Raw genomic sequence first — 24057 nt, forward strand, 5'->3', positions numbered from 1 at the left:
CCTCATTCGTCCATGATGTGCTTGAGGCCGGCGCGGAAATAATCGTAGCCGGTATACAGGGTGACGATGGCGGCGATCCATAGCAGCGTCAGACCGACCTGGGTGGTCAGGGGGAAGATCTTGTCGCCGGCCGGACCGGCCAGCAGGAACGCGATCGCCACCATCTGGATGGTCGTCTTCCACTTCGCCAGCTGGGTAACCGGCACGCTGACCTTCAGCGCAGCGAGATATTCGCGCAGGCCCGAAACCAGGATCTCGCGGCAGAGGATGATGATAGCCGCCCACAGCGACCAGCCGGCGATGCCGCCGCGGTTGTCGGTGTCTGCGGCAAGCAGCAGCAGGCAAGTCGCCACCAGCAGCTTGTCGGCGATGGGATCGAGCATCTTGCCGATGTTCGAGGTCTGCTTCCAGGCGCGCGCCAGGTAGCCGTCGAGATAGTCGGTCACGCTGGCGGCGATGAAGATGCCCAGCGCGCTCCAGCGAGCGAAATCGCTCGACTGCAGGCGGCCCTCCAGGAAAAAGCAGAGCACCACCAGCGGCACGGCCACGATGCGCGCATAGGTGAGCATGTTGGGCAGGTTGAATGCGCGCTTGGCCATGGTTTCTCTTGTGCTCTTTCGTCTGCGTAGTGAAATCAGAAGGCTATGCCGGGGGTCAACTGGCTATAGATAGTCCAGCCCCGCATCGACGCCAATCGCGGCCATCAATTGTCGTGAAAATGGTTGTAAACAAGGCGTGCGATCGATTCCGAGATGCCCTCCACCGCCATCAGATCCTCGACCGCCGCGCGGCTCACCGCCTTGGCCGTTCCGAAGGCGAGGAGCAGCGCGCGCTTGCGCGCCGGCCCGATGCCGCCGATCTCGTCGAGCGGGTTCTTGACCATCTCCTTCTTGCGGCGGGCACGGTGCGAGCCGATGGCGAAGCGGTGCGCCTCGTCGCGCAGCCGCTGGACGAAATAGAGCACCGGGTCGCGGACCGGCAACGAGAACGAATCCTTGCCCTTGGCGAAGAAGCGCTCGCGGCCGGCCTCGCGGTCCTGGCCCTTGGCGACGCCGATCGCCATCACCCTGTCCTCGATGCCGAGTTCGGCGAGCATCGCGCGCACGGCCGTCATCTGGCCCTGCCCGCCGTCGATCAGGATGACGTCCGGCCAGGCCGGGAAGGCCCCGTTGGCTTCCACGTCGTCGTCGGTGTCCGCCGGCTCGTCGCCATGCTCCTTCAGCAGGCGCGTGAAGCGCCGCTGCATCACTTCGCGCATCATTCCGAAGTCGTCGCCGGGGGTGATGTCGGTCGAGCGGATGTTGAACTTGCGGTACTGGTTCTTCACGAAGCCTTCCGGCCCCGCGACGATCATGGCGCCGACCGCGTTGGTGCCCATGATGTGCGAGTTGTCGTAGACCTCGATGCGCGCGGGGGGCTTTTCGAGGCCGAAGGTCTGGGCGAAACCTTCGAGCAGGCGCGCCTGGGTCGAGGTCTCGGCGAGCCTGCGCCCGAGCGCCTCGCGGGCATTCTGCGCCGCCTGGTCGACGATGTCCTTCTTCTCGCCCCGCTGCGGCACCGCGATCGCCACCTTGTGGCCGGCGCGGGTGGACAGCGCCTCGGCCAGCAGTTCCTGCTCCTCGACCGCCTGGGAGAGCAGGATGGAGCGCGGCGACGGCTTGTCGTCGTAGAACTGGGCCAGGAACGAGCCCAGCACCTCCGCGGCCTCGATGGCGGGATCCGCCTTGGGGAAGTAGGCGCGGTTGCCCCAGTTCTGGCCGGTGCGGAAGAAGAACACCTGGATGCAGGTCTGGCCGCCTTCCTGGTGGATGGCGAAGACGTCGGCCTCGTCGACCGTCTGCGGGTTGATGCCCTGGTGGCTCTGCACGTGCGACAGCGCGGCTAGGCGGTCGCGGTAGATGGCGGCGCGCTCGAAATCGAGGTCCTCGGCCGCCTGCTGCATCTGGGCGGAGATCTCGGTCTTCACCTTCTGGCTGCGGCCGGACAGGAAGTCCTTGGCTTCGCTGACCAGCTCGGCATAGCCCTCGGGCGAGATCTCGCCGGTGCACGGGCCGGCGCAGCGCTTGATCTGGAACAGCAGGCAAGGCCGCGTGCGGTTGTCGAAGAAACTGTCGGTGCAGCTGCGCAGCAGGAAGGCGCGCTGCAGCGAATTGATGGTCCGCCCCACCGCCTGCGCCGAGGCGAAGGGACCGAAATAGTCGCCGCCCTTACGCGAGCGCGCGCCGCGATGCTTGTAGATGCCCGGCGAGGCATGGTCGCTCGTCAGCATGATGTAGGGGAACGACTTGTCGTCCCGCATCAGCACGTTGAAGCGCGGCCTCAGCCGCTTGATGAGGTTGGCCTCGAGCAGCAGCGCCTCGATCTCGGTGCGGGTGACGACGAACTCCATCGTCGCCGTCTCTCGCACCATGCGGCCGATGCGATTGGTGTGGAATCGCCCCTGCGCGTAGTTGGTCACGCGCTTCTTCAGGCTGCGCGCCTTGCCGACGTAGAGCACGTCGCCGGCAGCGTTCATCATCCGGTAGACGCCCGGCGCATTGGGCAGGCGCTTCACCAGCGCCTGGATGACCTCGGCCCCGACGAGACCGTCGGCATCACCGGCATGCACGGTCCAGTCGATTGCCTGGAACGGCAGGTCCGGCCCGGCAGGCGCAACTTCCTCCTCCACCGCCTCGTCGTCGTCGAGGTCGAGGTCGGGCATGTCGTCGGCTGCCCTGCCGTCCTTGCGGGGGCTCGCGCCGGGATCGGATTCGCGTGCACTCATTCGGGCATGCCTGTCACATCGGGTGTCTGCCAGGCAAGGTGCTGGCCGCCGTCGATGGCGATCATCTGGCCCGTCACCGACCGCGCCTCCCAGAGATAGCGGATCGTCGCGCCGAATTCGGCGAGTTCGGGTCCATGCTTCAGGATCAACCCGTCGAGCTGGGCCGCGAAGGCGGTCTCGTCCTGGCGCGCGCTCGGCAGCGTCGGCCCGGGGCCGATGGCGTTCACGCGGATGCGCGGCGCCAGCGCCTGCGCCATGGTCCGGGTCGCTGCCCAGAGCGCCGCCTTCGACAGCGAGTAGGAGAAGAACTGCGGCGTCGGCTTCAGCACCCGCTGGTCGATGATGTTGACGATCAGGCCCTCCATGCCCGCGGGCAGCGCCGCTGCGAAATTCCTGGCCAGCAGCGCCGGCGTCTTCACGTGCAGGGCAAAATGCCTGTCCCAGGCCTCCCAGCCGAAATCGGTGACCGAATCGTTGTCGAAGGTGGACGCGCTGTTGACGAGCAGCGAAACCGGGCCGAGCGCGGCTTCGGCTGAGGCGATCAGCCGGTCGACGGCAGCCATGTCGGTGAGGTCGGCCTGGACGACGGCGGCCTGCCCGCCACGCGCCTTGACGGTGGCCGCCAGCCGTTCGGCCTCGTCGCGCGAGCGGTTGCAGTGGATGACGACGCCGAAGCCGTGCGCGGCAAGGTCTTCGGCCACGGCGCGGCCTATGCGCTTGGCCCCACCCGTCACCAGCACGTTGCCAACTTTCTTCGTCATCAATCGACCTCTCGAGCATTCCTCGGCCAGTGCAAGCCACCCACGCCACCCGGTAACCTAGGTAAAAAGCCGTTCAATGATGGGGCAACAATGCGGCAAAGTCGCTTCCCACCACCGCGCGGCCGTGTCGGCGAACCGTGACTGCCAACGAGATATAGAACGCTCGACCCGTTGCACCAAGCGGGCTGCAGCCAAAGGCCGCCAAGGCTGCTGACAAGCGTTGTTGCATTCCAGCAACGTCAAGCTTCAGCCTCATTTGCGCCCCCCAATCACCTCACTTCAGGTTCGGTTCAGCCGCATTTCGGCACGACATTCGGAACCGTCCGGCGCCCACGCCGTTTCTCCCCCCGGACGGGTCTAGGGGCGCCACTTTGAAAGAGAGCCAGTGTTTCGTTGGCTTAAGGAGTAAAACAATGACTGCCATTCTCAAGCACGGTCGCCCGCTTGCCGCGGCGTTCGGCCTGGTCGCCCTGGCGGCAATGCCCGCCTTCGCCGCCGACGTCGTCATGCAGGAGCCGCCGGCCCCCGCCGCTCCGATGGAGCTGCCCCCGGTCGCCAGCTGGGGCGGGCCCTACGCCGGTGTGTTCCTCGGCTACGGCTTCAGCGGTGAGTCCGATGTCGGCGGCACCAACGTCGACACCGACGGCTTCCTCGGCGGCGCCTTCGTCGGCTACAACTACGAGATGAACAACTTCGTGCTCGGTGCCGAAGGCGACATCGGCTACAGCGGCGTGGAAGGCGACAACGGCGGCATCAACGTCAAGTCGGGCTTCGAAGGCTCGCTGCGCGCCCGCCTCGGTTATGCCGTTTCGCCGGACATCCTGCTCTACGGTACGGCCGGCGGCGCCGGCAAGCGCATCGAGGTCTCCAACGCCGCAGGCGAAGACTCGAACACCGCGCTCGGCTGGACGGCCGGCGTCGGCACCGACGTCAAGCTGACGGAATCGGTCTTCGGCCGCGTCGAGTACCGCTACACCGACTTCGGCAGCGACAACTACAACCTCGGCGGCACCTCGACCGAGGTGTCGAGCAAGGATCATCGCATCCAGTTCGGCGTCGGCATGAAGTTCTGATCGCAAGATCGGCAACAACGAAGAAGCCGGGCCTCGCGCCCGGCTTTTTTGTTGCCCATCACCCTATGCCGTTCGCCGGCCGGGCCGGCTCAGCCTTGCGGGATGACCGCCTTGAGTTCGGGGAACTTCTCGTCGAAGCGCGCCGCCCAGCGGGTCAGCCTGGACCGCCCCTTCTCCCACTTGCCGGCAAATCTGAGCTGCATGTAGCCGATCGTGGCGCGCAGCGCGATCTGGCCCACGGTGATGGTTTTCGGCAGTTTCGGCGGATTGGCGTTGAGCAGGTCGAGCGCGCGGGTGACCTTGGCCCACTGCTTGTCGATCCACGGCTGGTGGACGATCTCCTCGGGCCGCGAGCGGCGTTCGTAGACGATCGCCAGCAGGCAATCGCAAATGCCGTCGGCCATGGCCTCGAGCCGTTCCGCCTCGAGCCGTTTTGCGGCATTGCGTGGGAAGAGCTTCTGGCCGGACAGGCGGTTCAGATATTGCGTGATCACCCGGCTGTCATAGATGCCGTCGCCCTCGTCGGTGATCCAAACAGGAATCTTACCGAGCGGGTTGGCGTCGGTGAGCATGGCCGGCTGCGGGCCGGTCTCGACCGTGACCGCCTCGACGGCGATGCCGGCATAGGCGGCCGCCATGCGGACCTTGGCGCTATAGGGCGAGGCGGAAGAGTAGAAAAGTTTCGGCATGAGAGGGTCCCCTTTTGGCGGTGGACCTTATTCAGCAACCGTGCCGCGGGCAACGCGGGTCGCGCGGAAATTCAACCGCCGCGCACCGGCGGCATCACCACCTTGTCGCGGCTGCAGGCGCTGCGCTCCAGCTCCGGGCAGGCGCGGAAGCCGAGGTCCTTGTCCATGCAGATGCGCACCTCGCGCAAGAAGCGCCGGTCGCAGGTCACAGCCACGCCGTCCGCCGCCATCCCGGGATTGGATTGCAGGAAGGCGCGCTCGGCCTCTCCCGGCCTGAGCGTGCGGTAGGCCTCCAGCCGCTTGAATTCGGCCGGGACCACCACCTTTTCGCGCGCTGCCCGCAACACCTCGAAATAGTCGTCCTGGGCAAGCCCGGTGCATGATCCGTGCTTGCGCCACTGATGGCGGATGAGCCCGGCGGAAGGCATCAGGTCGAGGAGCGGGCGGGTCCTGTCGTTGGCGACGTCGGCCTCGCGCGTCCGGCAGAACTCGGGATAGCCGCGCTCGAACTGCGGCCACAGGCCGTGGACCACGAAGGCATAGGGCCGGCCCGACCGGCACTGCTGGCCGTCGGCCTCGCCGCCCTCCGCCTCGCAATAGCTCGGCGACCAGGACAAGGAGAGCACGTAGAAGTCGAAGCCCTCGCCCCGCGGCACCGCCGCCGGCGCCTCGGCTGCCGGTTGCGGTGCGGCATCAGCGGACTGCTGCTCCGATGGCGCACAGGCGGCGAGTGCCAGAAGCGCCACGAGCGAAAGCACGGCGAACCGGCCGCGCAATGCCAGCTTCATCGGGATCGTCAAGCCTCAGCGCAGGACGCGGCAGCGGCCGTTGTAGACATACCAGCGGTCGAAGCCCGAGACGCAGAATTCGACGTTGTCGCCGATCGAGGCGAAGCCCATGCCTTCCTCGATCAGGTACCAGACGTCGCGGGAGCCGCCGTCCGACAGCGCCACCGTCGCCCCGCAATAGCGGCGGGCGATCGGGTGGTCCTCGTCGGCGGGCAGGTAACGGTGCTCATGGACGCGCTGGAAGTCGGTGATGGACACGTCCGGCAGGTTCGGCACGTGCCGCACCTGGTAGCTGAAGCGCTCGGTGATGCGGTTGAGGACCGAGGCGCTGCCGCAGACGCCAGGATCGCCATAGTCCGCGCCGACGGCGAGGTCGGCGGCGCCGGCGGCGCCCGTAGCGAGCATGGCCGCTCCGGCACCGAGGATTGCGGCAAGGATGGTGCTGGCGACGCGACTCATGGCTTCCCTCTCCAAGACTGCTGTAGGGCAGTTTGCGGCGTCGCCGTGTTCCGGTCAAGCAGCCGGCGTTTCGCCCGCCAGCCACTCGGCCGACCAGCGGGCCGTCCCGTCCTGGACGAGGATCTTGCCGAGCACCGGCAACAGCACGCGCAGTTCGGCCTCCAGCGCATATGGCGGATTGACGACCACCATGCCGGTGCCGTCGAACCTCGGCTCCGGCGACGGCGGGCGGACCTCGAAGGCGATGTCCAGGATCTTGGCGATGCCCGCGTCGGCGAGCGCGGCGCGGAAGGCCGCCACGGCCTTGCGGTCCTTGATCGGATACCACAGCGCGAACATGCCGCCCGGCCAGCGCCGATGCGCTCGCTCGAGACCGTCGACCAGCCGGGCGAATTCGCCCTCCTTCTCGAAGGGCGGGTCGACCAGCACCAGGCCGCGCTTTTCCTTCGGCGGCAGATGCGCGCCGAGCGCCAGCCAGCCGTCGAGTTCGGTCACCCGCGTCTGGAAATCGCCTTCGAACAGGGCCGCGAGCGTCCTTGCGTCGGCCGGGTGCAGTTCGATCGCCGACAAGCGGTCCTGCTTGCGCAGCAGGTGACGGACGATCAGCGGCGAGCCGGGATATCTTTCGATGCCGCCGTCCGGGTTCGATGCACGCACGGCATCCAGATAGGGCGCAAGCAGGTCGGCCGCCTCGGCAGGCAGCTTCGCCTCGACCAGACGGCCGATGCCGTCATGCCACTCGCCCGTCTTCTGCGCCTCTTCCGAGCCGAGGTCGTAGAGCCCGATGCCGGCATGGGTGTCGATGACGCGGAAGGCCTTGTCCTTGCGCTTGAGATATTCGACGAGCCGCGCCAGCACCGCGTGCTTGACCACGTCGGCGAAGTTTCCGGCATGATAGGCGTGGCGGTAGTTCATGTCTTGTCAGCACCCCTGCCCCAGCGCGGCGCCGGCGGCTGCGAGTTCGGGTTCTGCGGCCGGTCCCGACCGCGCCGCAGCGACAGCACCAGCCCGACGAAGCCTACCGCCATCAGCGAGAGGCCGACCGGCTGGGCGCGCCCGTCGGCCTCGATGCCGCCGGCCCGCAGGATCAAGTCGACGCTCCTGATCTGGACGTTCTCGGCATCGCCCTGGCCGACGACGAAGCGATAGGTGCCCGCCTGCACGTCGCGGATGAGGCCGGCATCGTCGCGGAAGATCGGGTCGGGCAGTTGCGGGCTGCGTTCGCGCGGCGTGGAGTCGTAGAAATTCAGCGCCTGCGCCAGCACGGTTTCGCCCCGCGTCGAGGCGGTGATGGTCAGCACCGCCCGGGCCGGCGTGACGATCGGCGGCGCCAGCGTCGTCAGGTCGACCAGCACGCGCACCGGGGCGTCGGTGCTCGCCAGTGCCACTTCGATCGGGCGGAACGTCCCTCCCCGGTCGTAGGCACGAAAGGTGCCGATCTCGCGGCCGGAAAAATTCGTGGCCGCCCAGGGATAGACGATGCCGAGGCCGGCGCCCGCGAGCAGGACAAGAAGGAACAGGAACCGCATGGCTCGTATCTCTGGTGCCGGCCCGCCAGGACGGTCGGCCGGCGGGGGTGGGAGGCTTGCCCCCTACTAAGCCCTTTGCCGCGAGACGGAAAGTGCCGTCATGGCTTTGCCGGCAGGTCGCGCTCCATCGCATCGAGCAGCATGTCGAGGCCCATGTCGAAGGTCATGTCGAACTCGCTCTCGGCGAAATACCGCCCCGCCGCCGCAACGTTGGGATAGTCCTCCCGGAGCTGTTCGTCGTCCACGGTGGTCACCGCCGACGGTCCCTTTGCGTAGCCGGCATTCTCGTCGAGGATCGCCCCCATCAGGTAGTAGCCGGCGGCGCGGAACAGGCGCGCCCCGCGCTCCTCGCCGAAGCCACCGCCCCCGAACACGGCGAGCACCCCGTCGAGCCATCTGAGGCACCCGGGCGAATTCATGCGATAGGTCACGAGGAACGGCGCAAAGGCGGGATGGGCCCGGGCCGCCGCCCGGAAATCGCCCATCACCATCCGCACCCGCTGCCGCCACGGCAGGTCGGCCGGCGGGATCTCCAGGTCGCAGACCAGCCGTTCGACCAGCGCCTCGAACAGGTGCGCCTGGGACGGGTAGTGATGGTAGATGCTCATCGCCTCGCAGTGCAGCGCCTGCGCCAGCTTGCGCATGGAAAACCCCGCGAGCCCTTCCCGCTCGATGACCTCGAACGCCGCGGCTTCGATGAGGTCGCGCGACAGCCTTCCGCGCGCTCGCCTTTTGTTGATCGACGTCTGCATGGCCCTGCTTGACAACTTACACTGTAAGGTTCATCAATACGCACACCTTACACCGTAAGGCAACAATGTTCCAGAGGAGGAAGTCATGTTCGCATACCATGCATCCGCCTTCGCCTCGTTCCGCCGCACGATGACGGTCCTGGCCGGCGCCGCGGCCTGCTCGGCCACCCTTGCGATGATGCCCATGCCGGCGCTCGCCGACGACTACGACGCGGCGATCCAGGACATCCAGAAGACGATGGGCGGCGTGCCTAGCTTCATCAAGCAGTTCCCCAAGGCCGGTCTGCCGGGGGCGTGGTCGGAGCTCAAGAACGTCGAGTTCAGCGACAAGACCGCCCTGCCGCCGAAGACCAAGGCGCTGATCTCGCTGGCGGTGGCCGCGCAGATCCCCTGCAGCTATTGCATCTGGGCCGACACGCAGAGCGCCAGGCAGGCCGGCGCCACCGACGAGGAAATCCAGGAGGCGGTGGCCATGGCGGCGCTCACGCGCCACTGGAGCACGGTCCTCAACGGCATGCAGGTCGATTTCGAGACCTTCAAGAAGGAAGTCGGCGGCGAGATGAGCGCCGCGAAGTAGCGTTGCTGCCGGTGCGGCGCTGCAAGCTCAGCCGCCGCGCCGTTCAGGCCTTGCGCTCCCAGCGCCGGTCGGGCGTCTGCTGCCAGTAGGTCACCGTATGTCCGCCGGCCTTCATCGCCTTCCAGTGCCCGCGCGCCGCCTCCAACTGCATGGCATCATGGCCGTCGAACAGGAAAACAGCGCGCTGGTAGGGGCTGATGTCCGGCGGCGAGGCGCCATCCACCAGGAAGCGGATTTCCGCGGCGTTCGGGTTTGCCCCGCCAACGGTCAGCACGATCGGCTGCTCGGCGGGCCAGGGCTCCCGGTCGCTCCCATGGGCCAGGAACGAATCGTCGCGGAAGGTCCAGAGGTGGGCGTCGAGCGCGTCGCGCCGCTCCTCGGTTCCGGCCTGCACCACGGCCTTCCAGCCGCGCTGGAGGCTACGCTCGAGCAGCCCCGGCAGGGCGTCCTCGAGCGTCGACTCCGTCAGGTGGTAGAATAGGACTTCGGCCATTGCTCAGTTCGCGCCACCCGTAAGGCTTCCAGAAATTCGGCCCAGCGCGCCATAAGAAGTGGCCGCCGGGGCGGATTTATTCAGCCTTACGCCTCGTAGTGGTCGCGCACCAGCCTGTCCAGCAGCCGCACGCCGAAGCCGGAGCCCCACGACTGGTTGATCTCGTTGGTCGGCGATCCCATCGCCGTGCCGGCAATGTCGAGATGCGCCCAGGGCGTTTCCTTGACGAAGCGCTGCAGGAACTGCGCGGCGGTGATCGATCCGCCGTAGCGGCCGCCGATGTTCTTCATGTCGGCGTTCTTGGAATCGATCAGCTTGTCGTAGTCGGGGCTCAGCGGCATGCGCCACAGCTTCTCCTGGGTCGCCGTCCCCGATGCGGTCAGGTGGCCGGCGAGTTCGTCGTTGTTGGAGAAGAGCCCGGCATGATGCTGGCCCAGCGCCACCATGATTGCACCCGTCAGCGTCGCCAGGTTGACCATGAACTTCGGCTCGAAGCGCTGGTTGCAGTACCAGAGGGCGTCGGCGAGCACGAGGCGGCCTTCGGCGTCAGTGTTGAGCACTTCGATCGTCTGGCCCGACATGGACGTGACGATGTCGCCCGGCCGCTGCGCGTTGCCGTCGACCATGTTCTCGACCAGGCCGATGATGCCGACGGCGTTGACCTTGGCCTTGCGCGCGGCCAGCGCATGCATCAGGCCGGTGACGGCGGCGGCGCCGCCCATGTCGCCCTTCATGTCCTCCATGCCGGCCGCCGGCTTGATCGACACGCCGCCCGAATCGAAGACGACGCCCTTGCCGACGAAGGCGACCGGCTTGTCCTTGGCCTTGCCGCCATTCCACTGCATGATCGCCATGCGCGGCGGGCGCACCGATCCCTGGGCGACGCCCAGAAGCGCGCCCATGCCGAGCTTCCTCATCTCCTTCTCGGTCAGGATCTCGACCTTGACCCCGAGCTTTTCGAGTTCCTTGGCCTGCGCGGCGAATTCAACCGGTCCCAGGATATTTGCCGGTTCGTTGACTAGGTCGCGCGCCAGCAGCACGCCGCCGACCACGGCCTCGGCATCCGCGAACGCCTTCTTGGCGGCAGCAGTGTCGGCGCAATGGATGGTGATCTTGGCCGGCTTGCGGTCGTCGGCCTTGCCGTTGCTGTTGTCCTTCTTGGTCTTGTATTTGTCGAAGGCGTAGCTGCGGAGCAGGATGCCTGCCGCAAGGCGGGCGGCAGCCGCGCCGTCGGCCGCGATACCGGCTATGTCCAGGACGACGGCGACCTCGGCCGACTTGCGCAGGTGCGCGGCAATGGTACCGCCGAGCTTGAACCACGCGTATTCGTCGAGCGACGCAACCTTGCCGACTCCGATCGCGACGAGCCTGTCGGCCGCGGTTCCCTCGGGCGCCAGCACTTCAACCGAGCTGCCGAACTTGCCCGAGAAGTCGGCCACCGGGAAGGCAAGATCGAGCTTGCCTGCCGGATCGCACGCCCGCGCCGAATCGCTCAGGCCTCCGTCCTCGGCGGAGAACACGAACACACTCCCCTTCTTGGGCGTTCCCGGCTTGGCGAAGCTGATCGACGGCTTGGAAGTCATGATGTCCTGCTTGTTGTTACCCATTTCCGCTGGTGCGCGACATTTCGTCGTTTTGGCCGGTTTGGCAAGCCTGACCTCGGCGAAGTCGGATATGGTCGCCGACGCAATGTCGTCGGAAACCTTGTGTTAACCACCTCCATTGGGCCTTTCTTAGCCATTGCTGCCGACACTCGGGCGGCAGGGGCGACGCTTTCGGACTTTGGCAGCCACGGAAGGGGCCAGTTGTGCCGGCCTCACTTGGACTATACCCTACCAACTCGCAGGCCATGCAGCCCCCGGCCAGCCTGCTGCATCGGAAACACGGAATCCTGATCATCGATGAAGGTTGTTGAACGCTACATCCTGCGGCGCGCGTTCGCGGTCTTCATCGCGGCGCTGACGTGGACGCTGGCGATCGTCTGGACGACCCAGGTGCTGGGGCGAATCGACCTCGTCACCGACAGCGGCCAGTCGGCGATGACCTTCTTCGAGGTCGCGGCGCTCATCCTGCCGACCGTCATCCCGATCGTCGTGCCCTTTGCCCTGGTGATCGCGGTGGCGCAGACGCTCAGCACCATGAACGGCGATTCCGAGCTCGTGGTGATCAATGCGGCAGGCGCCTCGCGGCTGACCGTCATCAGGCCGATCCTCATCCTTGCGGCATTCGCCTGCGTGTTCTCGTTCGTCGTCGACAATGTCGCCGACCCGTTGGCACGGCAGCGCAACCGCGAACTCATCGCCACCTCGCGCGCCGATCTGCTTTCGCTGATCATCCAGGAAGGCACGTTCCGCAAGGTCGACAACGGCCTCTTCGTCCAGGTCGGCAAGCGCCTGCCCAACGGCGGCCTCGGCGGCATCTTCGTCGCGGATTCGCGCGAGAAGAATGTCGACCTCGTCTACTACGCCAAGGACGGTTCGTTCATCGAACGCGACGGCAAGCAGATGCTGGTCATGAACGACGGCGTGATCCACCGCAAGGCACCGGGCGGCGAGGTTTCGGTGATCAGCTTCGATTCCTACGCCTTCGACCTCAGCGAATTCACGGCCGCCGCCAACGAAGTGGTGATGCGGCCGAAGGACCGATCGACCTCATATCTTCTCAACCCGCCGGCCAACGACAAGTTCTTCCAACGCGAACCGCTGCAGTTCAAGGCCGAACTGGACCGCCGCTTCACCGAATGGCTCTACCCGATGGCCTTCGCGCTGATCGCGCTCGCGGTCGCAGGCGACGCCCGCTCGCACCGCGAAGCCCGGATCCATCCGCTGGTCACCACCGTCACGATCGCCCTGTTCTTCCGCTGGCTCGGCTTCTTCGCCGACAGCAAGGCCGAGTCGATCCGCTGGCTGAGCTATTTCGTCTACGGCATTCCGCTTGCAGCCGCCGCCATCTCCATCTGGTTCATCCGCCGCAATCGCACCATGGAATTGCCGGTTGCAGCCGCCGACTGGCTTGCCTCCGTCATGGGCCGGATCGGCGACCGGCTGACGGCGCTGCGCTACGGCACCGCTCCCAAGCAGGGAGCGGCATGATGGGATGGACGCTCGGACGCTATTTCTTCTTCCGCTATGCCGCGATCACGACGTGGTTCTTCGTCGGCATATTCGCGCTGATCTTCATCATCGACGTCACCGAGTTCTCCAGCAACATCGGCGGGCTGCCCGGCTACTCCTTCGGTCTGGCGCTGACGGTCTCGGCGCTCCGAGTGCCGATGATCATGCAGCAGACGGTGCCCTTCGTCGGCCTGTTCGGCGCGATGGCCACGCTGGTGTCGCTCAACCGCCGCTACGAACTGGTGGTGGCGCGCGCCGCCGGGATCTCGGCCTGGCAGTTCCTGCTGCCGTTCTGCATCGGCGCCCTCATCTTCGGCGCCATCACCGTCGGCATCCTCAATCCGCTGGCCGCGCATGGCTTCTCGCGCGCCGAGGCGCTCGAATCGCAGCTGCGTTCGCGCCAGTCGAATTCGGTCTCGGCCTTCTCCGCGCCATGGCTGCGCCAGAAGGTCGGCAAGACCGACGTCATCATCGGCGCCCGCGCCGTGCTCAATCAGGGCCTGCAGCTTTCCGACGCCGTGTTCTTCATCTTCGACGCCGACGGCAACATGATCGAGCGCAAGGACGCCGAGACCGCCTATCTGCGCGACGGCTACTGGGAGCTTGTCGGCGTGCGCAGCATGCGCGGTGCCGAGAACTTCACCTCGCAGGCGACCGACAGGGTCCGGACCAACCTGAAGCCGGAATTCGTCCAGGAAAGGCTGGCGCGGCCCGAGACGATCCCGTTCTTCGAGTTGCCGGCAAAGATCGACGTGGCGCGCTCCTTCGGCTTGCGGGCCAACGCATTCGCCATGCAGTTCCACTCGCTGGTGGCGCTGCCCTTCCTCTTGGTCGCAATGACGCTCATCGCTGCAACAGTGTCGATGAGATTTGCGAGGATGGGACAGTCGGCCACGATGATTCTGGGTGGCGTAGTCGCCGGCTTTCTGCTTTATGTCGTTTCGGTTCTGGTCAAAGCATTTGGCAATGCGGGATTCGTGCCGACTTACATTGCGGCGTGGTTTCCGGTTGTCGTAGCAATGTTTTTCGGGGTGACTTTCCTGCTTAACAAGGAGGATGGTTAGTTGAGGGGCGCATTGGCCAGCCGCAGGACGGCCCATAGGGCACGTTTGTTCGGCGCGACTGCGCTCGCTTGCCTGTTTGCAAGCGCGCTTCCCGCCACTCCTGTCTTCGCTCAGACTGTCGCCGACCTCGCGCCCGACGTGCCCGAGGGCTCGAAGATGCTGCTCGAGGCGGACACGCTCGTCTACGACAACGACGCCCAGACCGTCACTGCGGTCGGCGGCGTGCAGATCGACTATGCCGGCAACCGTCTCGTCGCCCAGCGCGTGACCTACAACCGCAAGACGTCGCGGCTGATCGCCAGCGGCAATGTGCAGATCGTCAATTCCGACGGCACCAAGATTTTCTCGCAGGAAATCGACGTCACCGACGACTTTGCCGACGGTTTCGTCAATTCGCTGCGGCTGGAGACCGTCGACAAGACCTATTTCGCCGCCGAGAGCGCCAAGCGCGAAGACGGCTACCTCACCACGTTCAGCAACGGCGTCTATACCGCCTGCGAACCCTGCGAGGCAAAGCCCGACAAGGCCCCGATCTGGCGCATCAAGGCGCAGAAGATCATCTGGAACGGCCAGAAGAAGACGGTGCGCTTCGAGAACTCCAATTTCGAGTTCTTCGGCTTCCCCATCGCCTTCCTGCCGGCCTTCGAAATCGCCGACCCCACCGTCAAGCGCAAGAGCGGCTTCCTCATCCCGAGCATCAGCTACAAGAGCGAACTCGGCGTCAGCCTGTCGGTCCCCTACTATTTCGCGCTGTCCCCGACATACGACCTGACCGTGACCGGGACCGGCTACACCAGGCAGGGCTTCCTCGGCGAAGCGGAATGGCGCCAGCGCTTCAACAACGGCCAGTACAGCCTGAAGATCGCTGGCATCAGCCAGATGAACCCGGACAAGTTCGACGCCAACACGGTGGATTCGGGCCCGGCGGGCGACGAGAACAAGCTGCGCGGCATGGTCGGATCCAAGGGTCGCTTCGACCTCAACCCGCGCTGGACGTTCGGCTGGGACGTCATGGTCCAGTCCGACAAGAATTTCTCGCGCACCTATAAAATCGACGGCTTCTCGGACAGCACGCAGCGCTCGGAAGTCTACCTGACCGGCCTCAACGACCGGAATTACTTCGACCTGCGCGCCATGCGCTTCCAAGTACAGGAAGACGCGCTCGATTCGGATCCGGGTGCACGCGCCGACAAGCAGCCCTGGGTGCTGCCGTCGCTCGACTATGCCTATATCCCGGACATGCCGCTGGCCGGCGGCGAATTGTCGATCGACGTCAATGCACGTGTCATCCAGCGTTCGGACCTCGACTGGGTACCCAGCGCTCCCGCCGTCCGCGGCATAGAAGGGACGTCGGCGCGCCTCAGCGGCGAAGTCGAATGGAAGCGCACCATCGTCACCGACGGCGGCCTGCTGGTCACGCCGCTGCTCGCCTTCCGCGCGGACGGCAGCTACCTCGACGCCTCCAATGCCTCGGTAGCCGCCATCAACACCATGGCAGGCGATCCCGACATCAACGTCGCGGCCGACGTGCAATCGTCGCTCTTCCGCTACATGGCGACGCTCGGCCTCGAGCTGCGCTGGCCGGTGCTGTTCTCGTCCACCAGCGCGACCCATGTGCTTGAGCCGATGGCGCAGGTCTTCGCCCGCCCGAGCGAATCCGACATCAACGGGCTCGGCATCCCCAACGAGGATGCCCAGAGCTTCGTTTTCGACGCCGCCACGCTGTTCGAGCGCGACAAGTTCTCCGGCTACGACCGCATCGAAGGCGGAACGCGCGCCAACGTCGGCTTCCGCTACTCGGGCAGCTACGCCAATGGCTGGACGACCAACGCGCTGTTCGGCCAGTCCTACCAGCTCGCCGGCGACAACTCGTTCGCCTCGCCCGACCTCGTCAATGCCGGCGCCTATTCCGGGCTCGAGACCGAGACGTCGGACTATGTCGCGCTCGCCGGCATCGCCAGCCCGAACGGATTTGCGGCGTCCGTCAGCGGCCGCTTCGACGAGCAGACGCTCGAAGTGCGTCGCGCCGAGGTCAAGGCCGGGCTCGACATCGACAGGTTCGCGGTTTCGGCGAAATACGCCTTCATCGACGAGCAGCCGCTCTACGGCTTTACCCAGGAACGGCACGAGGTGACGCTCGCCGCCACCGCGCGCATCAACGAGGAATGGCGGGTGTTCGGCTCCGGCACCTACGACCTCAAGTCCGATGTGCTGGTCAAGAATGGCTTCGGCTTCGCCTATGACGACGAATGCTTCAGCTACATGATGACTTATGCCGAGAGCCGCGAGCTGACCAAGCCCGATGACGTCAAGCGCACCGTCGGCTTCAACATTTCGTTCCGCACGCTGGGCGACTTCGGGTCGAAATCGAGCTCCTTCTGACGTACGTCTCAGGGTTGTAGGGGCAACGTGACATCGTTTTGCCGCATAACGCGGCCATGGACGGGGCAATACGCATCCGGGCGAAGCCCGGATTCTGGTGTTTGAACGGGACTTTTTTCGATGCGGAAGTACCTCTTTTCGGCAGGCATCGCGCTGCTCGTGGCGGCGACGTCGCTATCGGTTGCTACCTATGCGCCGCCGGCGCAGGCAAGCGAGATCAAGTACATCGTCAACGATGTGCCGATCACCAGCTACGACATCCAGCGCCGCGCCGCCTTCCTCAAGCTGCAGAAGCGCAAGGGCGACGCCGGCCAGGAAATGGTCGAGCAGACGCTGCGGCAGGTAGAGATGAAGCGGCTCGGCATTCGCATCTCCGACAAGCAGGTCGACGACGCCTATGCCCGCTTCGCCGGCTCCAACAAGCTCAAGCCCGAGCAGATGAACCAGATCCTGGCTCAGGCAGGCGTAACGGCGGGCCACTTCAAGGAATACATCCGCACCCAGATGGGCTGGAACCAGGCGCTCGGCGCCCGCTTCCGCTCCGAACAGGGCGGCGGCGGAACCAGCGAGCAGGACGCCGTGCGACGCATGCTGCAGCAGGGCGGCGCCAAGCCGTCGGCAACCGAATACATGCTGCAGCAGGTCATCTTCGTCGTGCCCGCCTCCGAGCGCGGCTCGATCGGCAAGCGCAAGCGCGAGGCCGATGCGATGCGCGGCCGTTTCAACGGCTGCGAGCAGACGCGCGAATTCGCCAAGGGCCTGCTCGACGTGACGGTGCGCGATCTCGGTCGCGTGCTCGCGCCGCAGCTCCCGCCGGAATGGGCCGACCAGATCAAGAAGCTCAAGGCCGGCGGCGCCACCCCGGTGCGCGAGACCGACCGCGGCGTCGAGTTCATCGGCGTCTGCAGCGCCCGTGAAGTGTCCGATGACAAGGTCGCCCAGATGGTCTTCCAGGCCGAGGGCGCCGGCGCCGGCAACGAAAAGGCCGACGAACTCAGCAAGAAGTATCTCGACGAGCTGCGGGCCAAGGCCCGCATCGTCACCCGCTAGCCCGTGGGTGCCGCTGGCGCCCCATTGGCGCTGACCGTTGGCGATCCCTCAGGCATCGGCCCCGAAATCGCAGTCGCCGCATGGCGGCTGCGCAACGACGCCGACATTCCCGCTTTCTACCTGCTTGCCGATCCGGCGCTCGTGGCCGCACGCGCGGCCAAGCTCGGCCTGGCGCTGAAGATCGCCGAAACCGATCCGGCAGGCGCCGCAAGCCTGTTCGGAACGGCGCTTCCGGTCGTGCCGCTGGCAGCGAAGCTCGTCGACGCCCCTGGGCAGCCGGACAGCCGCAACGCCGCCGGCATCGTCGAGGCCATCGATCGCGCCGTTGCCGACACGTTCGAAGGCCGCGCCGCCGCCGTCGTCACCTGCCCGATAGCCAAGAAGCCGCTCTACGACGCCGGTTTCCGCTTTCCCGGCCATACCGAGTACCTCGCCCATCTCGCCGCGCAGAAGCTCGGCCGCGACGTCACGCCGGTGATGATGCTGGCCGGTCCCGAGCTGCGTGCGGTGCCGGTCACCATCCACATCGCTCTGTCCGAGGTGCCGAAGGCGCTGACCACAGAGGCCATCGTCGAGACGGCCCGCATCACCGCCCGCGACCTCGGGCAGCGCTTCGGCATCGCCGACCCGCGCATCGCCGTCTCGGGCCTCAACCCGCATGCCGGCGAAGGCGGCGCCATGGGACGCGAGGACGAGGATATCATCCGGCCGGCCATCGAGGCGCTGAAGGCCGAGGGCATCGGCGCGTTCGGTCCCCTGCCCGCCGACACCATGTTCCATGCCCGCGCCCGCGCCGGCTACGATGCGGCGATCTGCATGTATCACGACCAGGCGCTGATCCCGGCCAAGGCGCTCGCCTTCGACGAGACGGTCAACGTCACGCTCGGCCTGCCCTTCATCCGCACCTCGCCCGACCACGGCACCGCATTCGACATCGCCGGCAAGGGCGTGGCGCGGCCCGACAGCCTGATCGCGGCGCTCAAGCTGGCGCGCCGGCTCGCCGACGTCGAGGCGCGCGCATCGTGAGCGCGGTCACCAGCATCGACGGCCTGCCGCCGCTGCGCGACGTCATCGAGCGGCACGGGCTCCAAGCCAAGAAGTCGCTCGGCCAGAACTTCCTGCTCGACCTCAACCTGACCGGCAAGGTTGCCCGCGCGGCAGGCGATCTCACCGGGGTGACGGTCGTCGAGGTCGGCCCGGGACCGGGGGGCTTGACGCGGGCGCTGCTCATGCACGGCGCGAAGCGCGTCGTCGCCATCGAGCGCGACGAGCGCTGCCTCGCCGCCCTTGCGGACGTGGCCGCCCACTATCCCGGGCGGCTGGACGTGGTGTCGGGCGACGCGCTGAAGACCGACTTCGCCGCCCTCGCCGAGGGCCCGGTGAAGATCGTCGCCAACCTGCCCTACAACATCGGCACCGAGCTTCTGGTCCGCTGGCTCACGGTTCCGGCCTGGCCGCCCTTCTACCAGTCGCTGACGCTGATGTTCCAGCGCGAGGTCGCCGAGCGCATCGTCGCCAGGCCGGCTAGCTCGGCCTACGGCCGGCTCGGCGTGCTGGCCGGCTGGCGCACCGAGGCGCGCATCGCCTTCGACGTGCCGCCGCAGGCGTTCACGCCGCCGCCCAAGGTCACGTCTTCGGTCGTGCATCTGGTCCCCCGTGCCGCGCCGCTGCCGGCGGACGTGACCGTGCTCGGCCGCGTCACCGAGGCAGCCTTCGGCCAGCGCCGCAAGATGCTGCGCCAGAGCCTGAAAAGCCTGGGCGGAGAAAAACTCCTGGAAACCGTCGGCATAGATCCGACGCGCCGGGCCGAAACGCTCGGCGTCGAGGAATTCGTCGCGCTGGCGGGAGCCATCCCTCTCCGTTGAAGGGAGAGGACGATTTCGCCACCGCTGCGGTCAAATCGTCGGAATTCCTCCCCCTTGTGGGGAGGGGTCAGCGGCGGGGGTAAAAAGGCCGGCTCAGAACGAAACCCGACGCTGCCGGCTGCCGCCTCAGACCTTTTCGTCGAGCAGCTTGGACACGAAGTCGAACAGGCCCGGCCGGCGGTCGCGGCGCAGCCGCTCGGCGGTGACGATCGCCTTGACCGAGGCGAAGGCCTTGTCGAGGTCGTCGTTGACGACGACGTAGTCGTAGTCGCGCCAATGCTCCAGTTCGACCCGGGCGTTGTGCAGCCTGGTCTCGATCACCGAATCCTGGTCCTCGGCGCGGCGGCGCAGGCGCGCCTTCAGCTCGGTCATCGACGGCGGCAGGATGAAGATCGACACGATGTCGGCGCGCATCTTCTCCTTGAGCTGTTCGGCACCCTGCCAGTCGATGTCGAACAGCATGTCGCGACCCTGCGCCATGGCCAGTTCAGCCGGCTCGCGCGGGGTGGCGTAATAGTTGCCGTGCACCTCGGCCCATTCGAGCAGCGCATCCGAATCGCGCAGCCGTTCGAAGTCGCGCATCGAGCGGAAATGATAGTGGATGCCGTCGATCTCGCTGCCGCGGCGGGCGCGTGTCGTCACGCTGACCGACAGTTCGAGACCGGGATCGCTCTCGAGCAGGTTGCGCGCGATCGTCGACTTGCCCGCTCCCGAAGGCGAGGACAGGACGAGCATCAGGCCACGCCGCCTGATAGCGTTCGAGGGGTTTTCTGCGCTCATGCGCGCTACTCCAGATTCTGAACCTGCTCGCGAAACTGGTCGACCACGGCCTTCAGCTCCAGCCCGATGGCGGTCACCGCGGCGGCGTTCGACTTCGAACATAGCGTATTCGATTCGCGATTGAATTCCTGCGCCAGAAAATCGAGCTTGCGCCCGATCGCGCCGCCCCCGGCGAGCAGGCCGCGCGCCGAGGCGACATGGGTCTTCAGCCGGTCGATCTCCTCGCGGATGTCGGCCTTGGTCGCAAGAAACGCCGCCTCCATGTTCAGCCGCGCTTCGTCGAGCGCCGACGAGGCGTCGAGCAGCAGGCGCACCTGATCGGCGAGACGCTGGCGGATCGCCGCGGGCTCGCGCGACGGATCCGCCTCGGCCTTGAGCGTGAGCGTCTCGATGGCGGCGACATGTCCTGACAGCAGGGCCCGCAAGGCCTCGCCCTCGGCGCAGCGGGCCTGTTCGAGCCCCGCCAAAGACGCGTCGAGACAGGCAAGGATCGCCGCGTCGATCGCCGCGCGCTCTTCCTCGGTTTCGACCGCTTCCGGCACGTCGAAGACACCGCGCAGCGCAAGCAGGCCGTCGGCGGTGGCGGGTGCCGCGCCGAACTGCTCGACCAGGCGGTTGGCGAGTTCGGCGACGTCGCGCAGGAACGCCTCGTTGACGACCGGCTGGACCATGGCGCCGCCGGTCCGGCCAACGGTCAGCGTGGCCTGGAAATTGCCGCGCGAGAACCGCTTCTGGACCGCCTGCCGCGCCGCCGCCTCGAGCCGCTCGTAGCCTTGCGGCAGGCGCAGGCGCACCTCGGCGCTCTTGCCGTTGACCGACTTCACCTCCCAGGCGATGGCCGTGCCGTCATGCTCCGCCGTGGCGCGCGCGAAGCCCGTCATGCTCTGCAGGATCATATCGACAGCCCGCCCACAGCCCTAGTTCTTCTTGACGGCATTGGTCGTGGTGCCGTCCTTCTTGGCCGCGTCATCCGCCTTCTCGTCCTCGACGATATTGCGCTGGAACGCCCGCCAGCGGGCGACGTTCTGGTTGTGCTCTTCGAGCGTCGCGGCGAAGACGTGGCCGCCGGTGCCGTCGGCGACGAAATAGAGATCGTCCGTCTTGGACGGGTTGGCGACGGCCTCGAGCGAGGCGCGGCCGGGATTGGCGATCGGAGTCGGCGGCAGGCCCTTGATCGTATAGGTGTTGTAGGGCGTCGGCTTGTCTATGTCGGAGCGGTAGATGGGGCGGTCGGCCGGTTTGCCCTTGCCGCCGAAGATGCCGTAGATGATCGTCGGGTCCGACTGCAGCCGCATGCCCTTGTTGAGGCGGTTGATGAACACGGCCGCAACGCGCGAGCGCTCGTCGCCGCGAGCGGTTTCCTTTTCGACGATCGAGGCCAGGGTCACGAACTCGTTGACGTCGGCGATGGGCAGGTCGGGCGCGCGGCGGGCCCAGATGCTTTCCACCAGGTCCTTCTGGTCGGACAGCATCTTCTTGACGATCTGCTCGCGCGAAGCCCCGCGCGTGAAGCGCTGGGTGTCGGCGGCGAGCGTACCTTCCGCCGGCATCTGCGCAGGCATGTCGCCCGTCAGCGCCTCCTGTTCGGCGATACGCTGCCAGGCCTGCTCGACCGTCAGCCCTTCGGGAATGGTGAGCGAATAGAGCATCGACTTGCCGCTCTTCATGAGATCCATGATGTCGCGCATCGAGGCGCCGGCCTGGATCTCGTATTCGCCCGCCTTCAGGGCGCCGTCGTTGCCGTAGGCGCGCACGCCCAGCCGGAAGATGCGCGCATCGCTGATCAGGCCACGGCGTTCGAGCTGGTCGGCAATGTCGGCCACGCCGGTGCTCGGCCTGACCATGAAGGTCGTCGCCACGGTCGACGGCCCCTGGCCGCTGAATTCCTGCTTGCCGAAATAGAGCGCAGCGCCGGCGCCCACGATCAGCAGCATGACCGACGAGACCACGAAGTTCATGAACACGACGATCTGGCTGCGCGAGGCGCGCGAGCGCCTGGGCGGCGGCGTGCCGGTTTCCGGGCGCAGCGCCTCCTGGGCCGTCTTCGGAACGATCGGACTTGACGGCGCGGGGCGCGGCGCGCCCTCACCCATGCCTGGCGTATTCATGCTCATCTGCCTCGCCACTCCCTCTTGCGAATCCCCGCCGGGAGACTAGGGCGGAATATGGCAAAAATCACGGCGAAGGGGCCTCTCCGGCCGCCTTCCCACAGGCCTCAGCCGTTGTAGCGCCTGAAGACCAGCGAAGCGTTGGTGCCGCCGAAGCCGAACGAGTTCGACAGCGCCACGTCGATCTGCCGGGCGCGCGGCTTGTTCGGCACCAGGTCGATGGCCGTTTCGCGCTCGGGATTGTCCAGGTTGATCGTCGCGGGCGCGATGTTGTCGCGCATCGCCAGGATCGAGAAGATCGCCTCGGCCGCGCCCGCCGCACCCAGGAGGTGGCCTATCGACGACTTGGTCGACGACATCGACACCTTGGACGCGGCATTGCCGACCAGGCGCTCGACGGCACCCAGCTCGATCGTGTCGGCCATGGTCGAGGTGCCGTGGGCGTTGATGTAGTCGACGTCGGCGGGCGTCAGGTTGGCGCGCTTGAGGGCGGCCGACATGCAGCGGAACGCGCCGTCGCCGTCCTCGGCCGGAGCCGTGATGTGATGGGCATCGCCGGTCAGGCCGTAACCAACCACCTCGGCGTAGATCTTTGCGCCGCGCGCCTTGGCGTGCTCGAGTTCTTCCAGAACCACGACGCCCGCACCCTCGCCCATGACGAAGCCGTCGCGGTCGCGGTCATAGGGGCGCGAGGCCTTCTCGGGCTCGTCGTTGCGATCGGTCGAAAGCGCCTTGCAGGCGGCGAAGCCGGCCAGCGAAAGGCGAGTCACGGGCGCCTCGGCGCCGCCGGCCAACATGACGTCGGCGTCGCCGAACATGATCAGGCGGGCCGCATCACCGATGGCGTGCGCGCCGGTCGAGCAGGCGGTGACCACGGCATGGTTCGGCCCCTTGAGGCCGTGCCGGATCGAAACCTGTCCGGAAACCAGATTGATGATCTGGCCGGGAATGAAGAAGGGGCTGATGCGGCGCGGGCCGCGCTCCCGAAGGATCAGGGCATTCTCGGCTATGCCGTCGATGCCGCCGATGCCCGAGCCGATCATGACGCCGGTCGCGTTCTGCTCTTCCGGCGTCTTGGGCGCCCAGCCCGAGTCCTTCAACGCCTCGTCGGCGGCCGCGATCCCGTACAGGATGAAGTCGCCGATCTTGCGCAGTTCCTTGGGTTCCAGGAACGCTTCGGGATTGAAGGTACCGTTGCTGCCGTCACCGCGCGGGATGACGTTGGCAATCTTGCAGGGGAGGTCTTCGACCTCGAACTCCGTGATGCGCCTCGCGGCGCTCCGGCCGGAAAGAAGCTCCTTCCAGCCGTGCTCGTAGCCCATGCCGAACGGCGAAAGCAGGCCTAGGCCCGTGACGACCACACGCCTCATCGCAGGCATCCCTGACAAGTCTGCAATCGCTTAGGCCGAAGCCTTGTCGATATACTTCACGGCGTCGCCGACCGTCAGGATGGTCTCGGCCGCGTCATCGGGGATCTCGACGCCGAATTCTTCTTCGAACGCCATAACGAGCTCGACCGTGTCGAGGCTGTCCGCGCCCAGGTCGTCGATGAAGCTTGCAGCTTCCGTCACCTTGTCGGCGTCGACGCCAAGATGTTCGACAACGATCTTCTTGACGCGCTCTGCGGTGTCACTCATGTGGGCATCCTCAGTCTGGTGTTTGTCAGGTCTTCGTTAGCGGGCGGAATGCCGCTAATCAAGTTCAATTCTACGCTTTCCCAAAGCGCTCTGGCAGCGGCCGACTAACGGTCCAGCCACCCGATGCGGCGCGCCATTACACGAAATCTTTACCGCATCCAAGGGCCAAAAGG

At 66.5% G+C, this 24057-nt stretch carries 24 protein-coding genes; 8 read left to right on the forward strand and 16 right to left on the reverse strand.

Annotated elements, in window-relative coordinates; genetic code table 11:
• Nucleotides 1-2: 2 nt before the first annotated feature.
• The 3 genes from pgsA to J2X50_RS07545 all read right to left on the reverse strand — a co-directional run bounded on the left by pgsA (nucleotide 3) and on the right by J2X50_RS07545 (nucleotide 3525).
• The gene (gene pgsA, locus J2X50_RS07535; protein ID WP_429093515.1) at nucleotides 3-599 is read right to left on the reverse strand and encodes a CDP-diacylglycerol--glycerol-3-phosphate 3-phosphatidyltransferase; all 597 of its coding nucleotides are present in this window, start codon (nucleotides 597-599) and stop codon (nucleotides 3-5) included.
• Between the two features lie 104 nt (nucleotides 600-703).
• Complete coding sequence (uvrC, locus tag J2X50_RS07540; protein ID WP_429093758.1) at nucleotides 704-2701, reverse strand: excinuclease ABC subunit UvrC; 1998 nt, start codon at nucleotides 2699-2701, stop codon at nucleotides 704-706.
• A gap of 59 nt (nucleotides 2702-2760) precedes the next feature.
• Nucleotides 2761-3525, reverse strand: a complete 765-nt coding sequence (locus J2X50_RS07545) for an SDR family oxidoreductase (RefSeq protein ID WP_429093518.1) — start codon at nucleotides 3523-3525, stop codon at nucleotides 2761-2763.
• Nucleotides 3526-3938: 413 nt separating this feature from the next.
• Here J2X50_RS07545 and J2X50_RS07550 point away from each other — a divergent pair, with 413 nt between their 5' ends.
• On the forward strand, nucleotides 3939-4598 hold the full coding sequence (locus tag J2X50_RS07550; protein ID WP_429093520.1) for an outer membrane protein: 660 nt from the start codon (nucleotides 3939-3941) through the stop codon (nucleotides 4596-4598).
• An 89-nt stretch (nucleotides 4599-4687) separates the two neighbouring features.
• Here the strand turns inward: J2X50_RS07550 and J2X50_RS07555 are convergent, their stop codons facing one another.
• From J2X50_RS07555 to J2X50_RS07580, 6 genes are all read right to left on the reverse strand, one after another.
• Nucleotides 4688-5287 (reverse strand): glutathione S-transferase family protein, encoded by a 600-nt coding sequence (locus tag J2X50_RS07555; protein ID WP_429093523.1) that lies wholly within the window; start codon nucleotides 5285-5287, stop codon nucleotides 4688-4690.
• A 71-nt stretch (nucleotides 5288-5358) separates the two neighbouring features.
• Nucleotides 5359-6075, reverse strand: coding sequence for a ribonuclease T2 family protein (locus J2X50_RS07560; protein WP_429093524.1), 717 nt, complete (start codon nucleotides 6073-6075; stop codon nucleotides 5359-5361).
• 15 nt (nucleotides 6076-6090) lie between these two features.
• The gene (locus J2X50_RS07565) at nucleotides 6091-6534 is read right to left on the reverse strand and encodes a hypothetical protein (RefSeq protein ID WP_429093526.1); all 444 of its coding nucleotides are present in this window, start codon (nucleotides 6532-6534) and stop codon (nucleotides 6091-6093) included.
• Nucleotides 6535-6588: 54 nt separating this feature from the next.
• Entirely contained in the window at nucleotides 6589-7449 is an 861-nt protein-coding gene (locus J2X50_RS07570) for a 23S rRNA (adenine(2030)-N(6))-methyltransferase RlmJ (RefSeq protein WP_429093528.1), read from the reverse strand.
• Entirely contained in the window at nucleotides 7446-8063 is a 618-nt protein-coding gene (locus tag J2X50_RS07575) for a hypothetical protein (protein ID WP_429093531.1), read from the reverse strand. The genes J2X50_RS07570 and J2X50_RS07575 overlap by 4 nt, the downstream gene beginning before the upstream one ends.
• Before the next feature lie 98 nt (nucleotides 8064-8161).
• A complete protein-coding gene (locus tag J2X50_RS07580; RefSeq protein ID WP_429093534.1) occupies nucleotides 8162-8815 on the reverse strand; it encodes a TetR/AcrR family transcriptional regulator in 654 nt (217 codons plus the stop codon).
• A 130-nt stretch (nucleotides 8816-8945) separates the two neighbouring features.
• On the opposite strand from J2X50_RS07580, the gene J2X50_RS07585 reads away from it, so the two are divergent.
• Nucleotides 8946-9392, forward strand: a complete 447-nt coding sequence (locus J2X50_RS07585; RefSeq protein ID WP_429093760.1) for a carboxymuconolactone decarboxylase family protein — start codon at nucleotides 8946-8948, stop codon at nucleotides 9390-9392.
• 43 nt (nucleotides 9393-9435) lie between these two features.
• On the opposite strand, the gene J2X50_RS07590 is transcribed toward J2X50_RS07585, so the two are convergent.
• A complete protein-coding gene (locus tag J2X50_RS07590) occupies nucleotides 9436-9885 on the reverse strand; it encodes a DNA polymerase III subunit chi (RefSeq protein WP_429093536.1) in 450 nt (149 codons plus the stop codon).
• An 86-nt stretch (nucleotides 9886-9971) separates the two neighbouring features.
• Complete coding sequence (locus tag J2X50_RS07595; RefSeq protein ID WP_429093539.1) at nucleotides 9972-11468, reverse strand: leucyl aminopeptidase; 1497 nt, start codon at nucleotides 11466-11468, stop codon at nucleotides 9972-9974.
• 318 nt (nucleotides 11469-11786) lie between these two features.
• On the opposite strand from J2X50_RS07595, the gene lptF reads away from it, so the two are divergent.
• From lptF to rsmA, 6 genes are all read left to right on the forward strand, one after another.
• Nucleotides 11787-12977, forward strand: a complete 1191-nt coding sequence (gene lptF, locus J2X50_RS07600; protein ID WP_429093541.1) for an LPS export ABC transporter permease LptF — start codon at nucleotides 11787-11789, stop codon at nucleotides 12975-12977.
• Nucleotides 12974-14062, forward strand: coding sequence for an LPS export ABC transporter permease LptG (lptG, locus tag J2X50_RS07605; RefSeq protein WP_429093544.1), 1089 nt, complete (start codon nucleotides 12974-12976; stop codon nucleotides 14060-14062). The genes lptF and lptG overlap by 4 nt, the downstream gene beginning before the upstream one ends.
• Entirely contained in the window at nucleotides 14063-16444 is a 2382-nt protein-coding gene (locus J2X50_RS07610) for an LPS-assembly protein LptD (RefSeq protein WP_347967970.1), read from the forward strand.
• A gap of 120 nt (nucleotides 16445-16564) precedes the next feature.
• Entirely contained in the window at nucleotides 16565-17494 is a 930-nt protein-coding gene (locus tag J2X50_RS07615) for a peptidylprolyl isomerase (protein WP_429093547.1), read from the forward strand.
• A gap of 3 nt (nucleotides 17495-17497) precedes the next feature.
• Entirely contained in the window at nucleotides 17498-18520 is a 1023-nt protein-coding gene (gene pdxA, locus J2X50_RS07620) for a 4-hydroxythreonine-4-phosphate dehydrogenase PdxA (protein ID WP_429093549.1), read from the forward strand.
• Nucleotides 18517-19359, forward strand: a complete 843-nt coding sequence (rsmA, locus tag J2X50_RS07625; protein WP_429093550.1) for a 16S rRNA (adenine(1518)-N(6)/adenine(1519)-N(6))-dimethyltransferase RsmA — start codon at nucleotides 18517-18519, stop codon at nucleotides 19357-19359. Before pdxA ends, rsmA begins: the two co-directional genes overlap by 4 nt.
• A gap of 126 nt (nucleotides 19360-19485) precedes the next feature.
• Here the strand turns inward: rsmA and gmk are convergent, their stop codons facing one another.
• From gmk to J2X50_RS07650, 5 genes are all read right to left on the reverse strand, one after another.
• Complete coding sequence (gene gmk / locus J2X50_RS07630; RefSeq protein WP_340035756.1) at nucleotides 19486-20139, reverse strand: guanylate kinase; 654 nt, start codon at nucleotides 20137-20139, stop codon at nucleotides 19486-19488.
• A gap of 5 nt (nucleotides 20140-20144) precedes the next feature.
• The gene (locus J2X50_RS07635; RefSeq protein ID WP_429093553.1) at nucleotides 20145-21035 is read right to left on the reverse strand and encodes a YicC/YloC family endoribonuclease; all 891 of its coding nucleotides are present in this window, start codon (nucleotides 21033-21035) and stop codon (nucleotides 20145-20147) included.
• 21 nt (nucleotides 21036-21056) lie between these two features.
• Nucleotides 21057-22253, reverse strand: a complete 1197-nt coding sequence (gene mltG, locus J2X50_RS07640) for an endolytic transglycosylase MltG (protein WP_429093556.1) — start codon at nucleotides 22251-22253, stop codon at nucleotides 21057-21059.
• Nucleotides 22254-22354: 101 nt separating this feature from the next.
• Nucleotides 22355-23617: a beta-ketoacyl-ACP synthase II gene (gene fabF, locus J2X50_RS07645; RefSeq protein ID WP_429093559.1), complete on the reverse strand. Its 1263-nt coding sequence runs from the start codon at nucleotides 23615-23617 to the stop codon at nucleotides 22355-22357.
• 30 nt (nucleotides 23618-23647) lie between these two features.
• Entirely contained in the window at nucleotides 23648-23884 is a 237-nt protein-coding gene (locus tag J2X50_RS07650; RefSeq protein WP_018427111.1) for an acyl carrier protein, read from the reverse strand.
• Nucleotides 23885-24057 lie beyond the last annotated feature (173 nt).

It is taken from the genome of Aminobacter sp. BE322, from assembly GCF_050433525.1.
Lineage (GTDB): Bacteria > Pseudomonadota > Alphaproteobacteria > Rhizobiales > Rhizobiaceae > Aminobacter.